The sequence below is a fragment of the Virgibacillus sp. genome (genome assembly GCF_013393565.1).
GTDB classification, from domain to species: Bacteria; Bacillota; Bacilli; order Bacillales; family Amphibacillaceae; genus Virgibacillus; species Virgibacillus dokdonensis.
This window is the reverse complement of sequence record NZ_JABXHF010000113.1, coordinates 1-7,057: the sequence shown is the minus strand read 5'-3', so window position 1 is coordinate 7,057 and position 7,057 is coordinate 1. Positions and strand designations below refer to the sequence as shown.

Annotated in this window: 5 protein-coding genes and 1 pseudogene; 5 read left to right on the top strand and 1 reads right to left on the bottom strand. The window is 38.2% G+C overall.

All coding sequences use genetic code 11. The annotated features are described in order from the left end of the window. Window positions 1–482, bottom strand: a pseudogene (locus HLX49_RS16760) (hypothetical protein); the annotation flags it as partial. Window positions 483–772: 290 nt separating this feature from the next. Here HLX49_RS16760 and HLX49_RS16755 point away from each other — a divergent pair. The 5 genes from HLX49_RS16755 (at window position 773) to lpdA (ending at window position 6,896) form a co-directional block, all read left to right on the top strand. Further along, complete coding sequence (locus HLX49_RS16755) at window positions 773–1,462, top strand: YkyA family protein (RefSeq protein WP_101934067.1); 690 nt, start codon at window positions 773–775, stop codon at window positions 1,460–1,462. A 704-nt stretch (window positions 1,463–2,166) separates the two neighbouring features. Continuing rightward, complete coding sequence (gene pdhA / locus HLX49_RS16750; RefSeq protein WP_206193324.1) at window positions 2,167–3,210, top strand: pyruvate dehydrogenase (acetyl-transferring) E1 component subunit alpha; 1,044 nt, start codon at window positions 2,167–2,169, stop codon at window positions 3,208–3,210. A gap of 3 nt (window positions 3,211–3,213) precedes the next feature. Continuing rightward, window positions 3,214–4,191: an alpha-ketoacid dehydrogenase subunit beta gene (locus tag HLX49_RS16745; RefSeq protein WP_077704472.1), complete on the top strand. Its 978-nt coding sequence runs from the start codon at window positions 3,214–3,216 to the stop codon at window positions 4,189–4,191. 25 nt (window positions 4,192–4,216) lie between these two features. Further along, window positions 4,217–5,485: a dihydrolipoamide acetyltransferase family protein gene (locus HLX49_RS16740; RefSeq protein ID WP_296363321.1), complete on the top strand. Its 1,269-nt coding sequence runs from the start codon at window positions 4,217–4,219 to the stop codon at window positions 5,483–5,485. A 4-nt stretch (window positions 5,486–5,489) separates the two neighbouring features. Beyond that, the gene (lpdA, locus tag HLX49_RS16735) at window positions 5,490–6,896 is read left to right on the top strand and encodes a dihydrolipoyl dehydrogenase (RefSeq protein ID WP_077704467.1); all 1,407 of its coding nucleotides are present in this window, start codon (window positions 5,490–5,492) and stop codon (window positions 6,894–6,896) included. Window positions 6,897–7,057: the final 161 nt, after the last annotated feature.

Genomic DNA, 7,057 nt, shown 5'->3' with positions numbered 1-7,057 from the left:
CCCTGAGGAGTGCCGCCAGCATGTTGGCCAGAACGGAAAGCAGGCCGGCAAGCTCGTTTCCGAGCAGCAGGGTGAGCCGCCCTGAATTGAAGGCATCTCCCAGTGCCACCAGGGCACCGATCACGAACAGCGGGCGCAGGCCATGATTCTGCACCAGCTGCACCGCCACGAATCGATGTCCTCGAGTGAATTCCGACACAAAACTCTCGACCACCACCGACAGGGTGCGCCCGCACAGTGCGACATAGGCCACCACCAGTGCCAGCACGCGCCCGCTGCTGGGCGGCACCAGCTGGCCCACCCCCAACACCAGCACGAAGGCCATATTTTTGAGCAATTTCTTCATCCTGGCTATTTTTTATAAATTGTAGCATATCACCAAGTAATTGCTTATCTTCTTTCGTTAAAGGAATAGTTACTTCATCAGCAATTGTTGTTAATGAAGGATGGCCTTCCCTAACGATATCTTTCATAGTTAACATCGTACCACTCCTAATTCTATGTGCATAGTTCCAAAGATCATTTTATCATATTTATACGCATTTCATCATAATTTGCTATTAGGGACCGACGTATCTGTTCACTATTTATATAAGCTAAATAATGTTAACTTATTTCAACCATAAGCTTTGAGGTATTTCGTCCTTCAAGGCACTAAAGAGTAATTTGTAGATGGAACGGATTTTTTAAAAGAAACACTTTATTATGGTACAACCCATTTTATGTTATACTATAAATCGTATATTTGATTTATAGGTGTAGGAGGTAAATAATGTCATTAAAAAAGTTCGCAATCGTTGCATTAGGTTTTATGCTTTTATTTATATTAGCATCGTGTAGTAATGGGACTCCTGAAGAACAAATACAGAATCATTTAGAAGAAGCAGTTACGCTAGAAGAAGGATTTGAAGAACAGCAAAGTAAAATAACTGATTTGGAAAAAAAGGAACAAGAGTTATATAACCAAATTATGGATCTTGGTAAAGACGAAATGGATAAAATTAAAAAGTTAGCTAAACAAGCTATTGAAACGGTAGATAAACGGAAAGAAGCGATAAAGAAAGAAGAAGAAAGCATAGAACAAGCAAAAGAAGAATTTACTAAAACGAAAGAAGTTGTGGAAGATTTAGAAGCTAAAGAAGCTAAAGATACTGCTAAAAAAATGGTAGAGACGATGCAAGATCGTTATAAAGCATACGATAATCTAAATAAAGCTTACAAAGATGCATTGAAATTGGAAAAGGAAATGTATGAATTGTTATCAAAAGAAGATTTAAAGCAAGAAACGTTAACGGAAAAAATAGATGCTATTAATAATGCATATGAAAAAGTAATTGCGTCAAACGATACTTTTAACAAGCATACGAAAGAATACAATGAAATGAAAAGAGATTTTTACGAGCAAGTGGGTATGGATGTTACCTATGAAGGAGATTCTGACAAAAAAACAGAAGATAAGTAAGATATTGAAACACTCTCTAGGTGAAACTAAGAGAGTGTTTTTTGCTAGTCTAAGGATAACGGTACACATTTTTACAAAGTAAAACCAATTTAAAAATCCAAAGTCTTTAAGACGATAAAACGTCGTCGTTTTGCTTATCGTATAGATCCTTCGGCGAAAACAGGGTGATGAGAAGGAGGTGGTTTGTCATAGATGTAAAATATTAAACTCTCGCTATTGTTCCTAATAATAGGTAATACAGATAAGAAAACGAACTATAACAGAATGAGGAAGAAAGCGCTTTATTAAATAAAGCTATCTTTTAAATTATGGGAAAATAAATTAAAGAAAACAAAGTGTTTGACCACTAAGTAGAATTGAGCTAGAATTTATATGAAAAGAAATTGTACTAATGATTTTTTGCTTTTTTATGTAACAGTTTAAATAGCTGTTTATGATGTGTATGTACATACAGATGGGGGGCCAATCAATATAAAAGCCTCTACTTGCTGGTATAGAGCAAGGGTGGAATGTTTTATTTGTGTGCTCTGCCTATTTGGGCATTCACTTATAGATTTATAGTAAGCAAAAATGGGAATACCATAAAAAGTACAGTTTTTTTCTGATTTTGGGTAGGCTAGAAATGACAATACTAAATGGATACAGAAAGGAAGAGGTGAACTATTTTGAAACACGTTTTAGAGAGTGTTGAGAGTCAGTTCGAAATGTTCCAAATTCTTAATGAAGATGGAAAGATTGTCAATGAAGAAGACGCTCCCGATCTTTCCGATGAGCAGTTAAAAGAACTTATGCGTAGAATGGTTTACACAAGGGTTTTAGATCAACGTTCAATTGCATTGAACCGCCAAGGGCGTTTAGGATTTTATGCACCAACAGCAGGGCAAGAGGCTTCACAGTTAGGAAGTCAGTTTGCACTTGAACAAGAGGATTTTCTATTGCCTGGATATCGAGATGTGCCACAATTGATATGGCAAGGTCTTCCATTATATCAAGCATTTTTATTCTCTAGAGGACATTTCCATGGTAACCAGATGCCAGAAGGTGTTCATGCTGTAAGTCCGCAAATTATTATTGGCGCTCAATATGTACAGGCTGCTGGTGTAGCTTTAGGAATGAAAAAGCGTGGTAAGAAAAATGTAGCTGTTACTTACACTGGTGATGGTGGTACATCACAAGGTGATTTTTATGAAGGAATTAACTTTGCAGGTGCATATAAAGCTCCAGCGATTTTCTTTGTACAAAATAACCGTTTTGCAATTTCTGTACCAGTAGAAAAACAAACAAATGCAAAAACATTAGCTCAAAAAGCTGTTGCTGCAGGAATTGAAGGCATTCAAGTAGACGGTATGGATGTACTTGCTGTTTACGCTGCTACAAAACATGCTAGAGAGCGTGCAGTTAATGGTGAAGGTCCGATGCTTATTGAAACAATGACGTATCGCTATGGTCCTCATACAATGGCTGGTGACGATCCGACTCGTTACCGTACAGAAGATTTAGATAATGAATGGGAAAAGAAAGACCCATTAGTTCGTTTCCGTAAGTATCTAGAAGCAAAAAATCTATGGTCTGAAGAAGATGAAAATAAAGTAATTGAAGAAGCAAAAGAGGAAATTAAGCAAGCCATTAAGCAAGCAGACCAACATCCAAAACAGAAAGTAACAGATTTAATGGCAAATATGTATGAAGAACTTCCATATAATTTACAAGAACAGATGGAAGAATATAAAGAAAAGGAGTCGAAGTAAATCATGGCACAAATGACAATGATTCAAGCCATTACAGACGCACTACGTACGGAACTTAAAAATGATGAAAATGTGCTTGTTTTCGGAGAAGATGTCGGTCAGAATGGTGGCGTGTTCCGTGCTACTGATGGATTGCAAGCCGAGTTTGGTGAAGAACGCGTGTTTGATACACCTTTAGCCGAATCAGGTATTGGTGGTCTAGCAATTGGTTTAGGCTTACAAGGTTTCCGCCCTGTTCCAGAAATTCAATTCTTCGGCTTCGTATATGAAGTAATGGATTCCATTAGCGGACAAATGGCTCGCATGCGATATCGTTCAGGTGGCGTTCATCATTCACCAATTACAGTACGTGCTCCATTTGGCGGAGGTGTTCATACACCAGAACTTCATGCTGATTCATTAGAAGGGTTAATTGCTCAACAACCAGGTATTAAAGTAGTTATTCCTTCTACTCCTCATGATGCTAAAGGTTTACTTATTTCTTCCATCCGTGATAATGATCCGGTTGTGTTTTTGGAGCACATGAAATTATACCGCTCATTCCGTGGTGAAGTTCCTGAAGGGGAATACACGATTGAACTAGGAAAAGCAGATGTTAAACGTGAAGGTACAGACGTTACATTAATTGCTTACGGTGCGATGGTACATGCTTCGTTAAAAGCTGCTGAAGAGCTAGCTGAAAATGGTGTTAATGCTGAAGTTATTGACTTACGTACTGTATCGCCACTTGATATCGAAACGATCATTGAATCGGTTAAGAAAACAAATCGTGCTGTTGTAGTTCAAGAAGCGCAACGCCAAGCGGGCGTTGCTGCGAATGTAGTAGCTGAAATACAAGAACGTGCCATTCTGCATTTAGAAGCTCCTGTATTACGTGTTGCGGCTCCAGACACCGTTTACGCATTCTCAGAAGCAGAAGAAGTTTGGTTACCTAATCATAAAGATATTGTAGAAAAAGTAAACAGTGTGATGAACTTTTAATTATTAAGACAGGAGGTAAAATATTATGGCTTTCAATTTTAAATTACCTGATATTGGTGAAGGAATTCATGAAGGTGAAATCGTTAAATGGTTCGTTAATGAAGGCGACGAAGTTAAAGAAGATGATGTTTTGTGTGAAGTGCAAAATGATAAAGCTGTAGTGGAAATTCCATCACCAGTGGAAGGAACAGTGACAAAATTACATGTAGAAGAAGGAACGGTAGCAGTTGTAGGTGACACTATTATTACGTTTGATGCAGAAGGCTATGAATCAGATGACGAGGAAGAAGCGGCAGATTCAAAACAAGAAGCCTCTGCTGACGAAAAAACATCTGAAGCTCCTGAGACTACAAATGAAGAAGTGGAAGAAGATGATGGTGAAAGAGTAATTGCAATGCCATCAGTAAGGAAGTACGCACGTGATAAAGGGGTAACGATTTCTAAAGTTACGGGATCAGGTAAAAACGGACGTATTTTAAAAGAGGATATTGATGCTTACTTAAGTGGAGACCAACCTGCTATAGATGTAAAAGGAACAACAGAAGAAGCTGCATCTCCTAAGAAAGAAGCAGCTACAGAAACAGCGGGAGACTTCCCTGAAACTCGTGAATCTATGAGTGGAATTCGCAAAGCAATTGCCAATGCGATGGTTAATTCTAAAACAAAAGCTCCTCATGTAACTTTATTGGATGAAGTAGATGTATCAGAATTAGTAGCTCACCGTAAGAAGTTTAAAACCGTAGCTGCTGAGCAAGAGATTAAATTAACATACTTGCCGTATGTTGTTAAAGCACTAGTATCTGCTTCTAAAAAATACCCAATGATAAATGCTTCCGTTGATGATGAAACGAATGAAATTGTTCACAAGCACTATTACAATGTAGGTATTGCAGCAGATACAGACAAAGGTCTACTTGTTCCAGTCGTGAAAAATGCCGATCGTAAATCCATCTTTGAAATTTCTAAAGAGATTAATGAATTGGCAGAAAAGGCTAGAAGTGGTAAACTAGCACCTGAAGAGATGAGTGGTGCATCGAATACAATTACAAATATCGGTTCTGCTGGTGGTCAATGGTTTACGCCAGTATTGAATTACCCAGAAGCGGTTATTCTTGGTATTGGCCGTATCGCAGAAAAACCAGTGGTTCGTGATGGGGAAGTTGTTGTAGCACCTGTACTTGCATTATCATTAAGCTTTGATCATCGTATTATTGATGGAGCAACTGCACAACATGCTCTAAATCAAATCAAACGATTATTAAGCGACCCACAATTAATTATGATGGAGGCGTGAGTTTATGGTAGTAGGAGATTTTCCAATTGAAGTAGACACACTCGTTGTTGGAGCAGGTCCTGGTGGTTATGTTGCTGCTATTCGTGCTGCACAGTTAGGCCAAAAAGTAACAATTGCTGATAAAGGCGCTTTAGGTGGGGTTTGTTTAAACGTTGGATGTATTCCATCCAAAGCATTAATCCAAGCTGGACATTTAGCTGAACAAGCTCATGGAAATGAAGAAATGGGAATTAAAACAGAAAATGTTTCTGTTGACTTTTCTAAAGTCCAAGAGTGGAAAGCAAGTGTCGTTAACAAGCTGACTTCTGGTGTGGAAGGCTTGTTAAAAGGAAACAAAGTGGATATTGTTAAAGGTGAAGTATACTTTGTAGATAAAAACACTGCAAAAATTATGGATGAGAAAAATTCTCAAACATATACCTTTAATCATTGCATTATTGCTACAGGATCAACACCAATTGAAATCCCTAACTTTAAATTTTCAGATCGAGTATTAGACTCGACTGGTGCTTTAAACCTGAAAGAAATTCCGAAGAAAATGGTAGTTATCGGTGGCGGATATATTGGTACGGAGCTTGGAACTGCTTATGCGAATTTCGGAACAGAAATTGTTGTTCTTGAAGGTGCGAAAGAAATCTTAGGCGGTTTTGAGAAGCAAATGAGTCAAGTTGTGAAAAAACGTTTGAAGAAAAAAGACGTTACAATTATTACAGAAGCAATGGCTAAAGGTGTAGAAGAATCTAAAGACGGTGTCAAAGTAACGTATGAAGTAAAAGGTAAAGAAGAAACCGTTGAAGCAGACTATGTATTAGTTACGGTTGGCCGCCGTCCAAATACAGAAGATATTGGCTTAGAGCAGGTTGGCATTGAAAAAGATGAACGTGGACTAATTAAAATTGATAATCAATGTCGCACGAATGTTGATAACATCTATGCAATAGGTGATATTGTTGCCGGGCCTCCATTAGCACATAAAGCATCCTATGAAGGAAAAGTTGCTGCAGAAGCTATCAGTGGAGAAAAAGCTGTAATTGATTACTTAAGTATGCCCGCAGTTGTGTTCTCAGATCCAGAATTGGCTACGGTCGGTTATTCCGAACAAGAAGCGAAAGATGCTGGATTTGATGTCAAAGCTGCTAAATTCCCATTTGCAGCTAATGGCCGTGCTCTTTCATTAAACGATAGTGATGGATTTATGAAACTAATTACTCGTAAGGACGATGGCCTAGTAATCGGTGCACAAATTGCTGGACCAAATGCAAGTGATATGATTTCTGAATTAGGTCTTGCAATTGAAGCTGGTATGACAGCAGAAGATATCGCATTAACGATCCATGCTCATCCAACATTAGGTGAAATCACCATGGAAGCTGCTGAAGTAGCTCTAGGTACACCAATTCATATGCTATAAGTATAGTAAAGAGGAGCTGTCGCAAAATGCATATTATGCATTTGCTGACAGCTCCTTTTTATATATGAGATTGCTCGTTTTAAGATGCATTATTTTATTTATGGTGATAAAGGGAAATTTAATCGGTTTTTGACGCACTTAAATAAGCCTCGCCTTTTTTT